Annotated in this window: 16 protein-coding genes and 2 tRNA genes; 8 read left to right on the plus strand and 10 right to left on the minus strand. The window is 58.1% G+C overall.

Going from position 1 to position 18,837, the window contains the following annotated elements:
• Positions 1-47: 47 nt before the first annotated feature.
• The gene (locus tag HW554_RS04645; protein WP_176907260.1) at positions 48-1,481 is read left to right on the plus strand and encodes a TolC family protein; all 1,434 of its coding nucleotides are present in this window, start codon (positions 48-50) and stop codon (positions 1,479-1,481) included.
• A 32-nt stretch (positions 1,482-1,513) separates the two neighbouring features.
• On the plus strand, positions 1,514-1,936 hold the full coding sequence (locus tag HW554_RS04650; protein ID WP_176907262.1) for an STAS/SEC14 domain-containing protein: 423 nt from the start codon (positions 1,514-1,516) through the stop codon (positions 1,934-1,936).
• On the opposite strand, the gene HW554_RS04655 is transcribed toward HW554_RS04650, so the two are convergent.
• Positions 1,933-3,258, minus strand: coding sequence for a zinc dependent phospholipase C family protein (locus HW554_RS04655; RefSeq protein ID WP_176907264.1), 1,326 nt, complete (start codon positions 3,256-3,258; stop codon positions 1,933-1,935). The two genes, HW554_RS04650 and HW554_RS04655, sit on opposite strands and share 4 nt — an antisense overlap.
• An 874-nt stretch (positions 3,259-4,132) precedes the next feature.
• Here HW554_RS04655 and HW554_RS04660 point away from each other — a divergent pair.
• Positions 4,133-4,270 carry a hypothetical protein gene (locus HW554_RS04660; protein ID WP_176907266.1) on the plus strand — a complete coding sequence of 46 codons (138 nt, stop codon included), beginning with the start codon at positions 4,133-4,135 and terminating at the stop codon, positions 4,268-4,270.
• 131 nt (positions 4,271-4,401) lie between these two features.
• Here HW554_RS04660 and HW554_RS04665 read toward each other — a convergent pair whose 3' ends face one another.
• The 7 genes from HW554_RS04665 to mltG form a co-directional block, all read right to left on the minus strand.
• Positions 4,402-5,277: a PAS domain-containing protein gene (locus HW554_RS04665; RefSeq protein WP_176907267.1), complete on the minus strand. Its 876-nt coding sequence runs from the start codon at positions 5,275-5,277 to the stop codon at positions 4,402-4,404.
• A 30-nt stretch (positions 5,278-5,307) separates the two neighbouring features.
• Positions 5,308-5,667 carry a hypothetical protein gene (locus tag HW554_RS04670; RefSeq protein WP_176907269.1) on the minus strand — a complete coding sequence of 120 codons (360 nt, stop codon included), beginning with the start codon at positions 5,665-5,667 and terminating at the stop codon, positions 5,308-5,310.
• A 224-nt stretch (positions 5,668-5,891) separates the two neighbouring features.
• Positions 5,892-5,976 (minus strand) — tRNA-Ser (locus HW554_RS04675).
• A 114-nt stretch (positions 5,977-6,090) separates the two neighbouring features.
• Positions 6,091-6,177: transfer RNA gene (locus HW554_RS04680), tRNA-Ser, on the minus strand.
• 108 nt (positions 6,178-6,285) lie between these two features.
• Complete coding sequence (locus tag HW554_RS04685; RefSeq protein ID WP_176907270.1) at positions 6,286-7,275, minus strand: YihY/virulence factor BrkB family protein; 990 nt, start codon at positions 7,273-7,275, stop codon at positions 6,286-6,288.
• A gap of 113 nt (positions 7,276-7,388) precedes the next feature.
• Positions 7,389-7,874, minus strand: a complete 486-nt coding sequence (locus HW554_RS04690; protein WP_176907272.1) for an acyl-CoA thioesterase — start codon at positions 7,872-7,874, stop codon at positions 7,389-7,391.
• An 84-nt stretch (positions 7,875-7,958) separates the two neighbouring features.
• On the minus strand, positions 7,959-9,038 hold the full coding sequence (gene mltG / locus HW554_RS04695) for an endolytic transglycosylase MltG (protein WP_176907274.1): 1,080 nt from the start codon (positions 9,036-9,038) through the stop codon (positions 7,959-7,961).
• 132 nt (positions 9,039-9,170) lie between these two features.
• Between mltG and HW554_RS04700 the strand changes: the two genes are divergently transcribed.
• Entirely contained in the window at positions 9,171-10,160 is a 990-nt protein-coding gene (locus HW554_RS04700) for a T9SS type A sorting domain-containing protein (RefSeq protein WP_176907276.1), read from the plus strand.
• 267 nt (positions 10,161-10,427) lie between these two features.
• Positions 10,428-11,060 (plus strand): L-threonylcarbamoyladenylate synthase, encoded by a 633-nt coding sequence (locus HW554_RS04705; RefSeq protein ID WP_176907278.1) that lies wholly within the window; start codon positions 10,428-10,430, stop codon positions 11,058-11,060.
• Between the two features lie 92 nt (positions 11,061-11,152).
• On the opposite strand, the gene HW554_RS04710 is transcribed toward HW554_RS04705, so the two are convergent.
• On the minus strand, positions 11,153-12,070 hold the full coding sequence (locus tag HW554_RS04710) for a lysophospholipid acyltransferase family protein (RefSeq protein WP_176907280.1): 918 nt from the start codon (positions 12,068-12,070) through the stop codon (positions 11,153-11,155).
• Positions 12,067-12,951 carry a hypothetical protein gene (locus HW554_RS04715; RefSeq protein WP_176907282.1) on the minus strand — a complete coding sequence of 295 codons (885 nt, stop codon included), beginning with the start codon at positions 12,949-12,951 and terminating at the stop codon, positions 12,067-12,069. The genes HW554_RS04710 and HW554_RS04715 overlap by 4 nt, the downstream gene beginning before the upstream one ends.
• A gap of 233 nt (positions 12,952-13,184) precedes the next feature.
• Here HW554_RS04715 and HW554_RS04720 point away from each other — a divergent pair, with 233 nt between their 5' ends.
• From HW554_RS04720 to HW554_RS04730, 3 genes are all read left to right on the plus strand, one after another.
• On the plus strand, positions 13,185-13,841 hold the full coding sequence (locus HW554_RS04720) for a WbqC family protein (protein WP_176907284.1): 657 nt from the start codon (positions 13,185-13,187) through the stop codon (positions 13,839-13,841).
• 120 nt (positions 13,842-13,961) lie between these two features.
• The gene (locus HW554_RS04725) at positions 13,962-16,595 is read left to right on the plus strand and encodes an ATP-dependent Clp protease ATP-binding subunit (RefSeq protein WP_176907286.1); all 2,634 of its coding nucleotides are present in this window, start codon (positions 13,962-13,964) and stop codon (positions 16,593-16,595) included.
• A 595-nt stretch (positions 16,596-17,190) separates the two neighbouring features.
• Positions 17,191-18,759 carry an acyl-CoA carboxylase subunit beta gene (locus HW554_RS04730; protein ID WP_176907288.1) on the plus strand — a complete coding sequence of 523 codons (1,569 nt, stop codon included), beginning with the start codon at positions 17,191-17,193 and terminating at the stop codon, positions 18,757-18,759.
• Positions 18,760-18,837: the final 78 nt, after the last annotated feature.

An 18,837-nucleotide genomic window follows, 5' to 3' on the forward strand; every position in this document is an offset into this window, starting at 1 on the left:
CTGCCTGTTTTGGCTACCAGCCCGGCCTTCTATCTATTTCCCCTCGAATGTCCTCCCGTTCCCTGCTCCTGCCGCTGCTTCTGCTGACTACCGGCCTACCCGCCCTGGCCCAGCAGCCGGTGCTGCCTTCGCGCCGCGAAACCACCCAGAAGCCTCAGAGCAAGCCCCAAACCGAGAGGCCCGAAACCGTGGCTCCGGCTCCACCCCTTTCGCTGGCCGAGGCTGTCCGGTTGGGCGTGGAAAGCAACTACACCATCCGGGTTTCGCAGCAGGATGCCCGCATTGCCGAAAACAATGTAACCCGCGGCAATGCCGGCCAGCTGCCGGTCGTCAATGGCAACTTCGTGCGCAACTTCAACCGCAACAATGTGCGGCAGGAGTCGGAGGCGCGGCCCGAGCCCAGCATTGCCAACGGGGCCAAGTCAAACCAGCTGCAGGCCAACGTGGCCGCTACCTGGACCATTTTCGACGGCCTGGGCATGTTTATCGCCTACGACCGGCTGCAGGTGCTGGAGCAAAGCCAACAACAGCTGACGCGGGCTACCATTGAGGAAACCGTGGCCGCCGTGATGGATGCCTACTTCGTGGTGGTGCGTGAATCGGGCAAGATTAACTCGCTCGAAGAAGCGCTAAAAATCGGGCAGGCCCGCATCGACCTGACCCAGGCGCGGGTGGATGTGGGCGTGAGTGCCAAGGTGGAAGTGCTGACGGCACGGGTGGACTACAACGCCGACCGCTCGGCCCTGATTCAGCAGCAGGAATCGTTGAAAAGCGCTAAAATAAATCTCAACGAGCTGCTGGGCCGCGCTCCGGGCCTCGACTTTCTGCCCCAGGACTCGATTGTAGTGGCCCGTGACCTGGGCCGCGACGAGGTGCTAACTGCCCTGCGCCAGCGCAACCCCCGCCTGCAGCAGGCCCGCTTCAACACTGAAATAGCGGCCTTGGACCGCAAACTGGTGCAGGCCTCGCGTTACCCACGCGTGGGCCTCACGAGCGGCTACGGCTTCAACCGCAACATCAACAACGCCTCCTTTTTTGGTGCCCAACTCGTTACCACCACCGGCCGGACGTATGGCCTCAACTACGGCGTAGTGGCTTCGGTACCCATTTTCGACGGATTTAACAGGAATCGGCAGGAACAGAACGCCCGCATCACGCAGGAACAAACCCAGCTGCAGCTCGACCAGCTCCAGCTCCAGCTCGATGCCGATGCCGAGCAGGCCTATGCCCAGTACCAAAACCGGCTGGCGCTACTGGAGCTGGAAGAATCCAACATTCTGCTGGCCCGCGAAAACGTGGCCATTGCCCTAGAGCGCTACCGTCTTGGACTACTTACGCCGCTGGTGCTGCGCGAGGCCCAGCGCACCCAACTGCAGGCCGAAACCCGCCTGCTCGATATTCGCTACCAAGCTAAACAGGCCGAAATCATTCTGCGCCGCCTCAGTAGCGGACTGGTGCAGACGAGCGAAGCTCGACAGTAGACAGTTCTCGCTATTACTGTACTTTTGTTGTCATGTTTTCTTCTATTCTGGGTACTGACGACTACCTCCACTTATCTTACGATCCTGATTTAGCCCTGTTAGCGGTGCGCTGGCAGCGGGATGTATCATTCGCCGAAGTTCAGGAAGGTATGCGGGCGGCCCGCGAAATGAGCTATAGCCACGGAGCATCTCGCTGGCTGATAGATGTACGCTGCCGTGCCCAACTGGACGCCGCCGTTTCGGGCTGGGTAGTTACTACGCTTCTACCGGCCGTAGCCAATGAACTGGCCCCGGCCATGCTGTGCGTAGCCTATTTGTTTGCACCCGACCACATTGCCGTGTTGCAGCAAAACCCTGCCATGCGCGCCGCCACCGTCACGGCCCAGACGCATCCGGCCTACAAGCTGCAGCTGTTTCAGGATGAAAAAGAGGCTATAAGCTGGATGGCCAGCTAGGGTCGCGCTTCGGTTATCGGCGTAGCGGCCCGAAGTGACTGGAGAGCTTCGCTGATTTTTGCGCGTACTTTCTCCTCTTCGCGTTTCTGCTTCTCCGCATCCTCTTCCTTGTCCTCCCCTTTGTCGTTGTTAGTGGCGGGCAGGCTGGGGTCTTGGTAAAAGGCCAGTAGGTTCTTCTTCTGGACAGCCGTCAGGTTCTCAAATTTCTGGTCGGCCAGCTTCTGCAGCCACTCGCCGTAGGTTACATCGGTCAGGGCATAGGCACCGGGCTTGGTGGGGCGGCCAGTATCGAAATCGGTGTTAGCCAGCGCGGGCGGTGCAGCAACGGTATCGCGGGGCTGCGCATCGAGCAGCCCGCAGTAGTCAGTCATCACTTGGTTGAAGCTGGACTTAAACAGCTTCTGGGCCTCGGGCGTGGGCAGCTTAAAGGCAAATGGCTTGAGCGGCCCGATTTTGGGCAGCACCCGCACGAAGTACGACAGGATGCGGGCCCCAAAACCGGGGTGCTCGTACTCGGTGCCATACTTTTCCTCGTAATCGTGCTGGCTGTCCTTATACACGTATTCGCGGCGGCGGGCCTGCGGAATTTCTTCGCGAATCTCATTTTTCTTCGACTGCCAGGCGGCGCGGCTGGCAATCGGGATGAGGCTGCGCACCGCAAACCGAAACGAGCCGATGGCCAAGTCTACGTTTACAATCACCTGGCCCAGCTCCAGTCCGTAGGTTTTCAGAAAAGCCCGCTCCAAAACCTCCTTGCTTACCTGGAAACCGATATAGCGTTGGTAGTCAGCCGAGCGGTAGCGGCCCGAGGCCATCTGCACCACATCGAAGGCAAATTCGAGTTGGGTGTGCTGAATAGGGGCTTCTTCGTAGGTGATATTGTCGCCGAATTTGGCCTTGAGTTCGGGATAAACGCTGGCCATGGCCTTATTGGTACCGGCGGGGTGGCCGTTCACGTCGGCAGCATAGTGAGCCAGTGCCCCCAGAGCAAACGCGTACTCGTTGCGGTTTCGGGCCTCGATTAGCAGGTTGCGCACAAAGTCGCCGCTGCGTACGTAATGCGTCAGGTTGGTAAATAGCTCCGAGCCGAAGGGGTAATAGCCCATGTCCTGCAGAATGGAGCCACCATACGCGTGAGCTTTGGCCTCAATCAATTCTTCCTCGGTGGCTCCGGGGTAATGGCTTTGCAACAGCGGCAGCATGCACGGCTTCCAGGTCGAGTCTACGTTGGCCTGGTGGGTAAGCACGGAATAGGCAGCAGCCGGCCGCGAAGCCAGTAGCCCGGCCAGCAGCAGCGCCGCGCAGAAATACCATTTCAACATAAAGTAACGGGCGCCGGTGCCGGGCAGTGCGCGCAGCTAATGGCTGCCTGCCTTACGCGGCGGCTAAGGTTGAGGTTGTGCGCCATTTACGGGTGCCCCAGTCTCATAGTCATTCCAAATTTCAGCCGGCAGTCATCTTTCACAAACAACCCTACTTCCGGCGCGTTACATTTTCTGTGCTGAAAACGGTTGTTGCTCGGCTTTTGGGAATTGTGATGCTGCTTGGCAGCCTCCTGCCCCAGCCATGACCTTTCGGAGCTGACTAAACTGCCCGAGCTAGCCGAGCACTACCGCTACCACTGTACGCTGGCTGGCAGCGACTTGCCAATAGTGGCTTTCCTGGCCCTGCACTATGACCCCCAGGGTGCCAGCAAAACCCTTTTTCGCACCGCGACCCCCAAGACCACAAGAAGCTACCCCTGGAACAGCACTATCATAACTGCGTGCTGGTAAACTTCGTGCTGCCTGTAGCGGCCCGCGCAATGGCCCCCGCCCTGCCCCTGGCCTAGCGCGGCGCCGATTACCGGCAAACCCCCGGCTCGCTCTACGCCTTCAGCATAAGCCGCCCCTTGCTGGAACCGCCCCGAGCATAAGAAACGCCTTCCTTAGGCGGGGATGGAAACCGGTGGGTTTGTCTGGAAAAACATAACCTCCGATGTGCAGGCTAAGGGTATAATTGACGTGCCGCCTCAGAACATGGCCTTCATTTCGGCCATAATGGGCGGCTACGTGCAGAGCGTGGCCATGCTGCCCGGCCAGCGCGTGGCGGCCCACATTCAAACCGCCGGCCGCCGCCAGTATACGCTACCCGAAGACGCCGTGGTGCAGGCCGGCGAGTTCAGCTACGTCTTCACCCAAGCCCGGCACCTACCGCGTGCAAACCGGCCCTTCCGAAAACGGCGACGTGGCCCTTACCCTGCTCGACACCGGCGCCGATACCACCCGCTTCGTCCGCCACGGCGCCTACTTCCTCTACGCCGGGCTAAAGAAAGGCCAAGAGGAAGATGAGTAACTACTGGTTGTTAGAGGAACGTCATTCCGAGTGAAGCGAAGAATCTCGCGTGAATCATTACAACGGTTACCCGTTCAACGACCCACGCGAGATTCTTCGCTTCGCTCGGAATGACGTTCTGTGTTTGGTCTCTACGCCCCTTTGTGCTGCCGCAGCTGCTGTAGCTCGCGCTCCAGATCGAGCGTACGGAACATGATTTTAGCTTCCAGATCGGAATAGGCGCGCTCCAGTTGCTCCTGCAGCTCTTTCTGGTCCGTAATGTCGGTATTGGTACCGCACCAGCGAACGATGTGGCCGGCTTCGTTGCGTATAGGCAGGGCGCGGCTCAGAAACCAGCGGTATTCGCCATCGTGGCGGCGGAGCGGAAAAGTGTCTTCCCACGCATCGTGGCCCTCGGTAATGGCCTTGCGGAAATAAGCCGTTACGCGCTCTACGTGCTCCGGATGATGAACTTTCTGCCAGTTCCAGCCCTGCATCTGCTCCAGCGTAGTACCGGTAAAGTCGAACCAGCGCTGGTTGTACCAGAAGATACTGCCCGCCTCATCGGCCATCCAGGCCAGTTGCGGGATGGTGTCGGCCAGTGTTGTAAAGTCCTGCTCCCGCTTGCGCAAGGCCAGTTCCTGCATCTTCTGGTCATGGATGTCGGTGCAGGTACCAAACCACTTGGTGATGCGGCCGGCCTCGTCGCGCACGGGCAGGGCCTGGCCCAGAAACCAACGGTAGTCGCCTTCCTTGCTTTTAAACCGGTACTCAATTTCGTAGAACTCGCCGGTGTCGAGCGAGTGTTGCCAGCGTTTTGAGGCCCGTTGCCGGTCCTCCGGATACAGCAGGTTGTTCCACATCTCGTCGCCTACGCTGTCTTCCAGCGCGTAGCCCGTGTAATCAATCCAGCGCTGGTTGAAATAGGTATGATAGCCGGTGGGGTCAGTAGTCCACACAAGCTGCGGGATAAGTTCGGCCAGGAAGCTGAAATCGGCGGGCGTAGGGCGAGGAGTGGCGGAGGCCATGGGCAAGCGGGCAAAAAGCGAACGAAAAACTTACGGCTGGGTGAGCTGCATTTCCATTCCTGACTGGAAATACAGATTCAGGTGGCTCTCCGAGCCAGTACGCGAACGGCGCAGCCGCGTTACGAGGGCGCGGGTCTGCTCGCGGCCCAGCTCCAGGGTCAGGTACGGCCGGTTCAGTAACTCGTCGCGTTGCACCATCCAACTGCCCTGGTCCGATTGCCCCGGTCCTTCTATCTGCACCCGGCCCGGCTGCAGCACCAACTGCTCGGCACAGGCCATCAGGCTGGTGGGGTCGGTTTGGTTGAGCACCCGACTGGCAACCCGCCACACGCCCGCCAGGAGCTCGTCGGGCAGTTGCTGCAGGTTGACATCAAACAGAGATTGGGACATAGAAGGCAGATAATTATGCAACCGCAACCACAGCAAATAGAAGGCCGCTCTGGCCTGAAGAGGCCACTTCACATAAACATAATATGACCGCGCTACTAACCTACCTGAGCAGTAAGCTACTGTGTTTCAGAAAATATACAACATAAAAAAAGCTCCCCGGCATTGGCCAGAGAGCTTTTCTAAAAATTGGCCGTGGCTATTAAAAATACTACGACACTTAAACGCAGAGGAGGAGGGATTCGAACCCCCGGAGGTGTAACCCTCAACGGTTTTCAAGACCGTCGCAATCGACCACTCTGCCACTCCTCTAAAACAACGACTGAAAACCAAAAGTGAAGAATCAAAAATATCGTGTCGGAGGCTGCATAAATGCTTATCCCGAAATTTTTAATTCTTCACTTCTGTTTTTCACCTTCAAAAAAGCAGAGAAGGGGGGATTCGAACCCCCGATACCGTTGCCGGTATAACGGTTTTCGAAACCGTCGCATTCGACCACTCTGCCACCTCTCTGTAAAGGCCCAAACACGGCGGTTTGGGATGGCAAAAGTAAAGACGATTTGGAAATGAACAAGGCGTAGAGCGAAAATTTTCTTCCCGCAGGCTCTACTCAACTCACAATCAAGCCTTAATTGTTTTGGTATCGGGCCGGCGGCGGCGCGAAAAAAAGCCCGGCCGGCTGAATCCCCCCGTCACGGCATCAATGCTCACGTTCACCTCGAAGCCCAGAATGAGGGTCATGCACACGAAATCGAGCCACACCATGAAGCCCACGAGCGTGCCCACCGAGCCGTAGAAATGGTTGTAGCTATCGAAAATTTTGACGTAGAGAATAAACAGAAACGATACCAAGAAGATGAGCAGCGTAGCAACAATGGCCCCCACCGACACGAATGGCCATTTATCATGCACCGGCGGCACGTAGTAGTAAATCAGGCTGGTCGTCAGCAGGAACAGAAACACCACCGAGCCATAGCGCAGTACGCTCGTCATCTGGTCGTTGAGAGCCTCGGGCACAATCTCTTTATACACCAGTGTATCAATAATATACGTACCAAAAAAGATACCCGTAACCGCTACCAGCAGCACCGCTGCCAGCACGATGGTAAGCAGCGTGGCAATTACGCGCTTACGGATGTAGGTGCGCTTCTTAAAACTGGGGTATTTCTTTTCGAAGGCGTCGAGCAGAGCCATAAGGCCGTTGGAGCTGAGTACCAGCGCCGTGGCGAAACCGAATGAGAGCAGCCCCCCTTGCTGAATGGTCACGACGTCCTCGATGGTGCCCGATACGGCCCGGTACATCTCCTTCGGAATCAGGTCGGAGAGAAACTGCAGGATGTCCTCGTCGAGGTGGGGTATAGGAATCCAGGGAATAAGCGTGAACAGGAAGATGATGGTGGGGAAGATGGCAATGGTGAAGTTGAAGGCCATGTAGCTGGCCCGCTTGGCAATGCCATCAAGCTTGATTTCCTGCAGTAGCTGCACTACCACATCGTAGACCGAGGCCCGGCCGCGGGCAAACCGCAGCCGCTTCAGCCACACAATGAAGCGGCGGTACGAGCGGCGGCGCTGCACATCGGGCAAATGGTAGCGGCGCACGGGAGACCTCATGGGCGAAAAAAATGGGTGATAGAGGAGAAAGTTAGAAAAAAACAGCTGCCCTTCTCCTTCCAGACATACTGCGCATTGTGCGAGCGGCTCAGTGTAACAGACGAATGCTCACTTCAGCTCAGAAACGCGGCCGGGGCCGGCGCATCAGTTGGCGCGGCGGGCGGCGTGAGCGGGCCGGCGGTTTCATCGTCGGAGAAGTACGGGGCCAGCTTGGCGGCAATATCGGCCGGAATGGGCACGGGGCGGCCGGTGCTCATGCTGGCAAATACCATCAGCGTGTGCCCTTCGGTCAGCAGCACCTGGGCCTCGTTGTAAATTTCATACTCGAACAGGATGCGGGTGCCCTCGGGCGGCTGGCGTAGCAGCAGGCGCACCGTCAGCAGGTCGTCGTAGCGGGCGGGACGGCGGAAGCGGGTCCGGATTTCGCCCACCGGCATGCCTACGCCCTCGGCCTCCAGGGCTTTGTAGCTAATACCCAGCTGCCGGAATGCCTCGGTACGGCACACCTCGAAATAGGCCGCATAATTGCCGTGGTACACATAGCCCATCTGGTCGGTTTCGGCGTACCGCACGCGGATATGGGTGTCGGATTGATACATAATTAGTTGTTGGTTGGTAGTTATCAGTTGCTAGTCTGTTCCATCAGCCACCGCCAGCACAACCTGGTAACTGGCAACTGATCCTTATTTCATAATTCCGTTTCGGCTGAGGGCGGCCTGGTAGCGACGGGCATTTACAAGGTGCTCCTGCTCGTTGCGGGCAAAGGCGTGGTAGCCGCTGAAGTCCTCCTTGGCGCAGAAGTACAGGTAATTATGCTCTTCGGGGTTCAGTACGGCATCGATGCTGGCAATACTGGGCAGGTTGATGGGGCCGGGCGGCAGACCAGCGTACTTGTAGGTGTTGTAGGGCGAATCCTTAACCAGATGCTTGTTGAGCACGCGCTTGATGGTGAAATCCTGGTTGGCAAACACTACCGTGGGGTCGGCCTGCAGCTTCATGCCTCGCTTGAGGCGGTTGAGGTACACCCCTGCCACGCGGGGCCGCTCATCGGCGTGTTGCTGCTGCTCGGCTTCCACAATGGAAGCCAGTACGCTTACTTCGGCCCGGCTCAGGCCCAGCGCCTTACGCTTGGCGTTGCGGGCCGGCGTCCAGAATTTTTCGTACTCCTTCTGCATGCGCTGCATAAGGTTTTCGGCCGAGGTATTCCAGGCCAGGTCGTAGGTATTCGGGATGAACATGGTGAGAATGCTCAGCGTGTCGAAGCCCAGGCTTTTGGTGTAGGCGGGCGAGCTGAGCAGCGAGTCGAAGCGGGCGGCAGGGGCGTCGATGGCTTCGCCGAGGCGGCGGGCCAGGTCCTGGCGCAAACGCAGGCTCTGGAATGTGAGGCGCAGCGGCAGCCGGTTGCGGCCGGTGCGCAGGTCGCCAATGAGCTGGCGGTTGGTATAGCCGTTTTTGAGTTCGTAGCGGCCGGGCTTTACCAGTTGGTCGTACTTCATAATGCGGGCCACAAAGCGCAAACTAAGCCGGTCGACCACCACGCCGCTGGCCTCAATCGAGTCGAGCACCTGCCGGCTGGTGTAGCCGGGGCGCACCGTTACGTAGGTGGCCCGCCCCTTGGTTTCAATATTGGCCTCGAAGAAAACCTGATAGAAATAATAGGAGAAAGTGATGAGAATGAGGCCAAAAAAACCGGTCAGGTAAGCAAAACGCTTACGGCGGCGGTCGGCGGCGGCTTTATACTCTTCGATGCGGGAGGTGGCCATGTAGCGGACGGGGGTTAATACAACGGTAACATTATCGGGGTCGTTTACTTGTTGCAACCTACGCCCGCAAACTGGTACCTTTAGGGTTCAAAAGTACGCGTTCTGTTTCTTCACCCTTCAATTTATTGTCCCATGCAACACGCTTACACTTCTTCTACCCGTTTCCGCTCGCTACTGGGCCTGGCCTTAGGCCTGGCTGCCACCGCTGCCACCGCCCAAACGGTTACGCCTGTTAGCTTCAACGGTACTACGCCCTACAGCCAAGACTTTAATAGCATGGGGACAACGGGCTCAACAAGCACCACGTATGTTCCCGGCTGGAGCGGCCTACGCTTGTCGGGCACTGGCATAGCCAACGAGACGCTGAACCCAGTCGTTACTGATGGTAGCGCCAATTCCGGTGCAGTTTACAGTGTGGGTACTACAGGTACCCTCGACCGGGCCTTAGGCGCCATCTCCTCTAACAGTACCGCGCCTGCTTTTGGCGCGGCTTTCCTCAATGGTAGCAGCGCCGCCATTACGATCCTCACCATCTCCTTCCGTACCGAACAGTGGAAGTCAGGTTCAGCGCTTGATATCACCGAGGTGCTGGCTTTTGAGTACAGCTTTGATGCTACCAGCCTCTCGACCGGCACCTGGACAGCAGTGCCCGCCCTCGACGTAAAGGAGGTGGCCAATAGCAACAACGCAAATACCGCTATCGATGGCAACTTGGCGGCTAACTCGGCCAACGTAACGGCTGGCCTTACCGGTCTGAACTGGGCTGCTGGCCAAACCATGTGGATTCGTTTTAAGGATACCAACGATGGTGGTAACGACGCGCTGCTGGCCATTGATGACTTCACGCTGCGCAGTGGAACGACTACCAGCGTGAGCTCGGCCAAACTGACCGGCAACGTACTGGTGTACCCTAACCCGGCTACCGATCAGCTGACGATCCGGGTGGCGGGCCGCGCTACCAAGGCTGCCGTAACGGTAACCGACCTGATGGGCCGTACCGTGCTGAAGGGCACGGCTGCTGCCGATGGCACTTTCAGCCTGCGTAGCCTGCCAGCCGGCAACTACATGGTACTGGTACAGGATGGTAAAACCCAGACTTCGCACAAAGTAAGCAAGCAGTAAGGCGGTTAGCCGTTGCCGGATAGCTTTGCATCCGGCACACTGCCGGCAACAGGCCCCTGATAGCTGATTTTTGAGAACGAGCCCCGGCCCAACTGCCGGGGCTCGTTGGCTTTGGGAGGGAGTCGTATTTGGCAGCCAGGCAACAAAACCCCCGCTTTTACCGAAAACAGTAGCACCTTACCGCCTTGGCTCTTACCTTGGCAAGTCCAGCTGCCCGGTTAGCCAAACCAGCCGGCCGTTCATTTTTCATTCTCTTACACCCTGCCTATGTCTGCCACGCTGCTCCGCATCCATCCCGATAATCCTCCTCTCAACCGTATTCAGCAGGCGGTGGAAGTCATCCGCAAGGGAGGCGTTATTATTTACCCTACCGACACCGTGTATGGCATTGGATGTGACATTCACAATGCCAAAGCAGTAGAGCGGGTGTGCCGCATCAAGGGGCTAAACCCCGATAAAGCCAACCTCAGCTTTATCTGTCACGACTTGTCTCACATCAGCGACTATGCTCACGGCATCACAACACCCATTTACAAGGTGCTGAAGCGGGCCCTGCCAGGGCCATTCACTTTTCTGTTTGAGGCCAGCGCAAAAGCCCCCCGCCAAGGTGGGCGGCAGCGCAAAACCGTGGGCATCCGCATCCCCGACAACCCCATCGTTCTGCAGCTGGTGCGGGAGTTGGGCAACCCGATTATGAGTACCTCGGTGCGCGAAGACGAGAATACGCTGGACGAATATGTTACCGACCCCGACCTGATTTATGAGAAATACCGCTCTATGGTAGACCTTGTTATTGACGGCGGTTTTGGCAACAACGTCCCCAGCACCATCATCGACTGTACCAATGATGACTTCGAGCTGATTCGCCAAGGTGCCGGCGACATCGAACAGTATCTGTAAGAAGCTAGAAGCCAAGAGTCAGGAGCCAGAATACCGTTCATCACTTCCTTTTGGGGATGATGAACGGTATTCTGGCTCCTGACTCTTGGCTTCTAGCTTCTTACTTCTCTTTTATGCTTCCAGCGCCGGTGGCTCCAGAGGTAGTCAGAAGGACTGGCCTGAATGTCGCGCTCCAGCAGGCGGGCAAAGGCCTCGGTAAGCTGGTGTTCCTGGGGTGGCAGCATGGTTTGGCCATCGTGCAGTTCGGTGAGGCTGATGCGATAATAGCCCCGCCGGACGCGCCGAATGGTTACGTACACGGCCGCGCAGCCAAACTGGGCCGCCAGCTTGTCGGCCCCGGTGTAAAAGGGCGTGTCCTGGTGCAGGAAGTTGGTCCAGTAGGGCTGGTCTTCGGGGCCGGCGGCCTGGTCGGAGAGCATGCTAAGGGCGCGGCCCTGGCCCCGGTGGCGCAATAGGTCGCGCAGGGTACTTTTCATCGGCAGCAGCTTGGCACCCAGGTGGGTACGCAGCTCCAGCAGAAAAGCCTCGAAGAAGGGATTCATCAGCGGCTTGTACACGCCCGTCACCAGCCCCGGGAACAGCACTGCCCCCGATGGCAGAATCCACTCCCAGTTGCCGGTGTGCGAGCCTAGGGTAAGCACCTGCCTATTTTCAGCGAACAGGCGCGCCAGCACTTCCGGGTTCTCAATCACCACCCGCTGCCGCATCTCGGCAGCCGAAAGCGTGCGTAGCTTCAGAATTTCGACCATAACCTGGGCAAAATGCCAGTAGAAGTCGTTGGCAATCTGGTCGATTTGCGCGCCGGACTTCTCGGGAAACGAGTTACGCAGATTCTCCATTACCACCTGCCGCCGGTAGCGTAGCACGTACGCCATCAGCCAGTAAAGCAGCCGGGCGATACCGTAAAGCACCGCCAGCGGCAGGCTAGCCAGACCGACTAAAAACCAGTTGAGGGGCTGGAAATACCAGGGGTAGGCAGGCGCGGCAGTTGGATTTGGAGGGGCACTCATCGGGGCATTGTAGCCCCGGCGGGGGCGTAATCGGTGGGGTTGCGTTGCACAGAGGAAGTTTGGGTACTCAGAACGCGGTTTTTAGCATCGCGCACTTCCAGCGTTAGGCTATAGCTGCCGGCCGGCACCTTGCTCAGGTCCAGCTCGCCGGTAAGTACTGTGGGGCGACCCTCAGCACCCTGGGCCAGCCCTTTGCCGCTGGCCACGTTGGCTTTTCCGGCCACCGGCCGCAGGCGGTAAAGCACTACCAGCGGCTGGCCCACCGTGGCGTTGTACAGCTCGGCGTAAAAAAACAGCTTTTCCTGGCCGCGGGCATACAGCCCCCCGGGGGCCCGGGTCAGGGTCAGGCCCTGGCGGATAAAGTTGTTGGCCTCGATGCCCGACCGGCTGGCAGGCCGGGCTAGCAGCACGAGGTTGCTAAGCTGAGGCTTGGTAGCTCCGAACTCTACTACCAGCGGCTGCTCCACGATAATCGTCGAGGCGGCCCGGTTCTGGTCGCGTAGCTGGCCGCGCAGGGTGTAGCGGCCGGCCGGCAGCAGCAGGCGCTTCTGGAAGCTGATGGGGTTTTTGATGGCCGCCGTCGTGTCGCGCAGCACCGGAGGCTTCAGGGTAATGGTTTCCTGGTAGGCCGCCGTGCCATCGGGCCGGATGGCTTCGAGCGTAACCAAGGCGGCCGCCTGATATACCTTCGGAGCCCGGCGCTTGTACACCAGGTGCTGGCCCGAAACGGTAGCATACACCTCAACTACGCCGCCCTTCACCGCCACATCGTCGTTGCGGAAGGTGGCCGCGTCGAGTAGTAGCTGGGCGGCGGCCGGAGCAGCAGCCAGGGCCGACAGCAGAACCAGTAGCGGCAGGAAGAGGCGGAGGCGAACGGGCATTATGTCAGTTTGACGGTACGGGCGGCGGAGTTGGCAGTGGGTTTGTAAAGCGCTGCCACCGTTGCTGCTGGTAAAATTGCGACTTTTCTAGCAGTGTATCAGGAGTGCGGCTACCTGCTGAACGATGTAAAGACGCAATATTTTGCGTCTCATCGTTGAACGGTTATGCCGGATGCTCAACCCCAGCAACACCAAGACGCAAAATATTGCGTCTCCACGCCGTTCTTTCATCTATGCCCGACGTTCTTTCTGAAACCCAGTACCACCCGCCCATTGCCTTTTTTGCCGCGCTGGCCGGAGCCAGTGCCCTGTGGCTGGAGGCCCATGATAACTACCGCAAGCAAACCTACCGCAACCGCTGCCTGATTCTCACGGCCCAGGGCATAAAACCCCTTACCGTGCCCGTTATCGATGGCAACCGCAGTGAGAAGGTGCTTAGCTCGCTCATTGAAATTGACTACCGGCAGAACTGGCGGCACCAGCACCTGCACACGCTGCAAACCGCTTACGGGGGCACGCCGTATTTCGAGTACTACATCGAGTACCTGCGCGACATCTACCAGCAGAAACCGGCCCTGCTCTTCGACCTGAATCTGGCGCTGCTACGCTTCTATTGTCGCTGCCTGCGCCTGCCTGTGCCCATTCACCTCACCACCCAGTACCAGCCTCCCGTAGCCGATGGAGGGCTGCTGCCGGGTCCCGGGCCTTCCCCCTCCCCGCTCGATTTGCGTGACACCCTCTCACCCAAGCACCACGTGCTACCGGCCGGACCTGACAGAGCGTCGGTACCGGCTTACGGGCAGCATTTTGGTAAAGATTTTGCACCCGGACTCAGCATATTAGACCTGCTCTTTATGCAGGGTCCGGCCGCCGGCAGTTTTCTTGCGTAGTGCCTACCAGCCGCCCGAACCAACGCCCGGTACTAGCTGTTTCAGTTTACATCGGCCAAATCTGCTCTGTGAACCATTTTTATTGGGCAGCAATCCGTTTTTCTTTTCTACCTTATCTGCATGGAAGCTAAATTCTCAAATAGAGTCAAGGAGGTCATCTCCCTGAGCCGGGAAGAGGCCATCCGGCTGGGGCACGACTATATTGGCACCGAACACCTGCTGCTGGGCATGATCCGCGAAGGGGAAGGTACTGCTCTAGGCTTGCTCAAAAAGCTGGGCGTGTCCATCGACGAACTCAAGTATGCGCTCGAGCAGGCCACCCGCAATACGGCCACCCAGGGCACCAGCATCACCGGCTCGATTCCTCTGACCAAACAGACCGAGAAGGTCCTCAAGATTACGTATCTGGAGGCTAAAATCTTCAAAAGCGAAATTATCGGTACCGAGCACCTGCTCCTCTCGATTCTGCGCGATGAAGACAATATTTCGTCCCAAATTCTGAGCAAATTCAACGTGAATTACGAATCTGTGCGCGACTCGCTCGATTACCACGGTAACACGGCGAACAATCCTACCTCCGGCCCCGAGGCCGACGACGACGACAACGACCGCCTCTTCGGGGGTGGCGGAGCCGGCCGTAGCGGCGCGGGCGCAACGCCCAAGAAAGGCAACGACAAGTCGCGTACCCCGGTGCTCGACAACTTCGGCCGCGACCTCACCAAGATGGCCGAGGACGACAAGCTCGACCCCATTGTGGGCCGCGAAAAGGAAATCGAGCGCGTGGCCCAGATTCTGAGCCGCCGCAAGAAAAACAACCCCATTCTCATAGGCGAGCCCGGCGTGGGTAAAACCGCCATTGCCGAAGGTTTGGCCCTGCGCATTGTGCAGAAGAAGGTGTCGCGGGTACTGTTCGGCAAGCGTGTTGTTACGCTCGACCTCGCTTCGCTGGTGGCTGGTACCAAGTACCGTGGCCAGTTCGAGGAGCGCATGAAGGCCGTGATGAACGAGCTGGAAAAATCGCCCGATGTCATTCTGTTCATTGATGAGCTGCACACGATTGTGGGTGCCGGCGGGGCTTCGGGCTCGCTCGACGCCTCCAACATGTTCAAGCCCGCTTTGTCGCGCGGCGAGATTCAGTGTATCGGTGCTACCACGCTCGATGAGTACCGCCAGTACATTGAGAAGGACGGCGCGCTGGCCCGTCGTTTCCAGATGGTAATGGTGGACCCCACCACGCCCGAGGAAACGATTGAAATCCTGAACAACATCAAGGACAAATACCAGGACCACCACCATGTAGTGTACACCGACAAGGCCATTGAGGCCTGCGTAAAGCTGTCGGACCGCTATATGAGTGACCGGTTCCTGCCCGACAAGGCCATCGACATTCTCGATGAGGCCGGCGCCCGCGTGCACATCAACAACATCGTGGTGCCCGAGGATATTCTCAAGCTCGAAGAGCAGATTGAGAACATCAAAGGCGAGAAAAACCGCGTGGTGAAGAGCCAGAAGTACGAGGAAGCCGCCAAGCTCCGCGATACGGAAAAGAAGCTCATCGACCAGCTCGAAACTGCCAAGAAGGACTGGGAAGAGGACACCAAGAAGAAGCGCTACACCGTGAAGGAGGAGAACGTGGCCGAGGTAATTGCCATGATGACCGGCATCCCCGTCTCGCGTGTTGCTCAGAAGGAAAGCGCCAAGCTGCTCAATATGGGTGAGGAGCTTCGCGGCAAGGTGATTGGCCAGGACAAGGCCATTCAGCAGCTCGTGAAAGCCATCCAGCGCACCCGCGTTGGCCTCAAAGACCCAAAAAAGCCCATCGGTTCCTTCGTGTTCCTGGGCCCGACCGGCGTGGGTAAAACCGAGCTGGCCAAGGTGTTGGCTACTTACCTCTTCGACAAGGAAGATTCGCTCGTGCGGATTGATATGTCGGAGTACATGGAGAAGTTCAGCATCTCGCGCCTCGTGGGCGCGCCTCCCGGCTACGTAGGCTACGAAGAGGGCGGCCAGCTGACGGAGAAAATCCGCCGCAAGCCGTACTCGGTGATTCTGCTCGACGAAATCGAGAAGGCCCACCCCGACGTGTACAACATCCTGCTCCAGGTACTGGACGACGGCATTCTCACCGACGGCCTCGGCCGCAAGGTGGACTTCCGCAACACCATCATCATCATGACCTCCAACATCGGAGCGCGTGACTTACAGGACTTCGGCGCCGGTATCGGTTTCGGTACCAAGGCCCGCCAGGAGAACATGGACGAGCTGACGAAGGGCACCATCACCAACGCCCTGAAGAAGACCTTCTCGCCCGAGTTCCTGAACCGCTTGGACGACGTGGTTATATTCAACTCGCTGGAGAAGTCGGACATCCACAAGATTATCGACATCAGCCTGAGCAAGCTCCTGAACCGCATCCAGACGCTGGGTTACAAGGTGGAGCTGACCGACGCCGCCAAGGACTTCGTGGCCGAGAAGGGCTACGACCCCAAGTACGGCGCACGGCCACTCAACCGGGCCATCCAGAAGTACATCGAAGATCCGATTGCTGAGGAAATCCTGAAAGCTGAAATTGCTCAGGGTGACGTTATCACCGCCGACTACACCGAAGGCGCGGAGGAACTCGTTTTCGCCACCAGCAAAGGCAACGGCGTAGCCATCCCCCAGGCCAGCGACGAGCGGCCCGAGGAAGCCCCGGAAGAAGCACCCGAAGCCTCCGACGACGAGCCCACGGACTCGAAGAAGAAAGGCGAGTAAGTAGATTCGATTGGTAAAAAGAACGGCCGGCTCCCATTGTGGGGGCCGGCCGTCCTCTTTTGCTATATTTCAACGCACCTTCAATTGAATGTATACATGAGATTGGTTCTACTGCTACCTACACTGTTTCCACTAGCATTGTTCATGCAGTGCTCTACTCCGAATTATCCCTACGACCCCAAATTAATTACTACGCGAACTGAAATTAATCTTGCTTTTACTGAAGACAGAGGGCTTTTATCATCTGACGGGACTGTGTATTTCATTCCTAATTCCGACCCATCAACCATTGTTGCTTATCGCGACAACAGTGTATTGTGGCAAATAAATGTGTCCCATGAATGCGGCCCTGATATTTTTGATCAAGCTGTGCGCTACATTAAACTGACTCCTACTAACCTAGAGGTCGTATATAGCAAGCATAGCTATCTAACTATTGCGCGTAATACAGGCCAAGTTACCTGTCAAGGAAGAGATTAACATTGCTATGAGACCAGAAAAGCCGCGCCCGAATCTTGGGCGCGGCTTTTCTGGCCTTGGGCCTTACCTTTGGCTACCTAACACTGGCTACACCATTCGACTATTCCCACCCCGCATGTCCGACCCGCACGCCGACGCCCAACTAAGCCCGCTTGAAGTTCTCGCCCGCAAAAATGCTGAAGCCCTACTCGGTGGCGGCCAGGCCCGCATCGATGCCCAGCACAAAAAGGGCAAGCTTACGGCCCGCGAACGAATCGATTTGCTGTTTGACGAGGGCTCGTTCGAGGAAATCGGCAAGTTCGTAATGCACCGCTCCAAGGACTTCGGTCTCGATAAAGAGTACTACCTCGGCGACGGTGTGGTAACGGGCTACGGCACCGTGCAGGGCCGGCTGGTGTACGCCTTCTCCCAGGATTTCACGGTGTTCGGCGGCTCGCTGAGCGAAACCCACGCCGAGAAAATCGTTAAAATCATGGACCTCGCCATGAAGAACGGCGCCCCCGTTATCGGCCTCAACGACTCGGGCGGGGCCCGCATTCAGGAAGGCGTGGTGAGCCTGGGCGGCTACGCCGACATCTTCTACAAGAATACGCTGGCCTCGGGCGTCGTGCCCCAGCTGTCGGCCATTATGGGCCCCTGCGCGGGCGGCGCGGTGTATTCGCCCGCCATCACCGACTTCATCCTGATGGTGGAAGACACGAGCTACATGTTCGTGACCGGGCCCAACGTAGTGAAAACCGTGACGCACGAAACCGTAACCAGCGAGGAGCTGGGCGGCGCCAGCACCCACTCGGCCAAGAGCGGCGTTACGCACTTCAGCTGCGCCAATGAAGTAGCCTGCATCACCCGCGTGAAGCAGCTGCTGAGCTACATGCCCCAGAACTGCGAGGAAACCGCGCCCATGCTGCCCTACGAGGCGGGCCAGAACGAAAGTCGCCCGGTCCTCGACACCATCATGCCCGAAAACCCCAACCAGCCCTACGACATGCGCGAGGTGATTGAGGGGATTATTGATGCCGATTCGTTCCTGGAAGTGCATCAAAACTTCGGCGAGAACATCGTGGTGGGCTTTGCCCGCCTCGGCGGCCGCAGCATCGGTATCGTGGGCAACCAGCCGGCGGTGCTGGCGGGCGTGCTCGACATCAACGCCAGCACCAAGGCGGCCCGGTTCGTGCGCTTCTGCGACTCGTTCAACATTCCGCTGCTGGTACTCGAAGACGTACCCGGCTTCCTGCCCGGCACCGACCAGGAGTGGCGCGGCATCATCACCAACGGCGCCAAGCTGCTCTACGCCTTTTGCGAGGCTACCGTGCCGCGCATCACCGTCATCACCCGCAAAGCCTACGGCGGGGCCTACGATGTGATGAACTCCAAGCACATTGGGGCCGATATGAACTACGCCTGGCCCACCGCCGAAATTGCAGTAATGGGTGCCAAGGGCGCGGCCGAAATCATCTTCAAGCGCGAAATTGCCGCCGCCGAAAACCCCGAAGCCAAGCTTCAGGAAAAGGTAGACGAGTACCAGCAGAAGTTTGCTACGCCTTACCGCGCCGCCCACCGCGGCTTCGTGGATGAGGTCATCCTGCCCTCCCAGACCCGCCAGAAACTCATCCGCGCCTTCAAGATGCTGGAAAACAAAGTGGCCACGCTGCCCCGCAAGAAGCACGGCAACATTCCGCTGTAGTTCTGCCTTTAATAGTAGGTCATGAGTAAAAGAACGTCATGCTTCATCTGCCGTCCGCGGAGCCGAAGCATCTCTACC

It is taken from the genome of Hymenobacter lapidiphilus, assembly GCF_013377885.1.
In the GTDB taxonomy this organism is placed as follows: Bacteria; Bacteroidota; Bacteroidia; order Cytophagales; family Hymenobacteraceae; genus Hymenobacter; species Hymenobacter lapidiphilus.